This is a genomic window from Bacillus sp. (in: firmicutes) (assembly GCA_017656295.1).
Lineage (GTDB): Bacteria > Bacillota > Bacilli > Bacillales > JACDOC01 > JACDOC01.
The window spans coordinates 1-542 of the sequence record JACDOC010000055.1 but is presented as its reverse complement, the minus strand read 5'-3'; the positions used below and the strand labels follow the sequence as shown (position 1 = coordinate 542).

Here is a 542-nt window from a genome sequence, read left to right as displayed (position 1 = left end):
TCACCTCCTTTCTACGGAGACTAAGGAGAGGGTCTTGAGGGATTTGTTCTTCTGTTTGGTTTTGAAGGAGCTTCGAGAGAAGTTCCGGATGTTACACCCATACTGGTGGGTATGGATGTAACAGACAATTTCAGAATGTGGGGCCATAGCTCAGCTGGGAGAGCGCCTGCCTTGCAAGCAGGAGGTCAGCGGTTCGATCCCGCTTGGCTCCACCAACAAAAGCTGGAAGCTGGTAAAAATTATAGCTTGCGGCGATTGTGATGATGTGATAAGTTAATACTTGTCGCTAAAACAGAGGTCAGAGGTCGGAAGCCGGAAGTCAGAGGGCTTCAGACAAGCCAAACTGTTGCGACAAAGTAGCGTTATAAGGAACGTCGATGGCTGACGCCACGACGCAAAGTAACGCTAAGCGGCTAAAGCCGCAAGTCGTTCTATGAAAACTGGATACTGCGTAAAGCGCAAAAGGTTTCACCAAGAAAGCGACCGAAGGATAAGCTAGGAAGGGCGCACGGTGGATGCCTTGGCACTAGGAGCCGAAGAAG

At 50.2% G+C, this 542-nt stretch carries 1 tRNA gene and 1 rRNA gene; both read left to right on the top strand.

The window, feature by feature from the left end:
* The first annotated feature begins 139 nt into the window (after positions 1-139).
* Positions 140-215, top strand: a tRNA-Ala gene (locus tag H0Z31_15815).
* Positions 216-487: 272 nt separating this feature from the next.
* Positions 488-542 (top strand): 23S ribosomal RNA (locus H0Z31_15810); the annotation flags it as partial.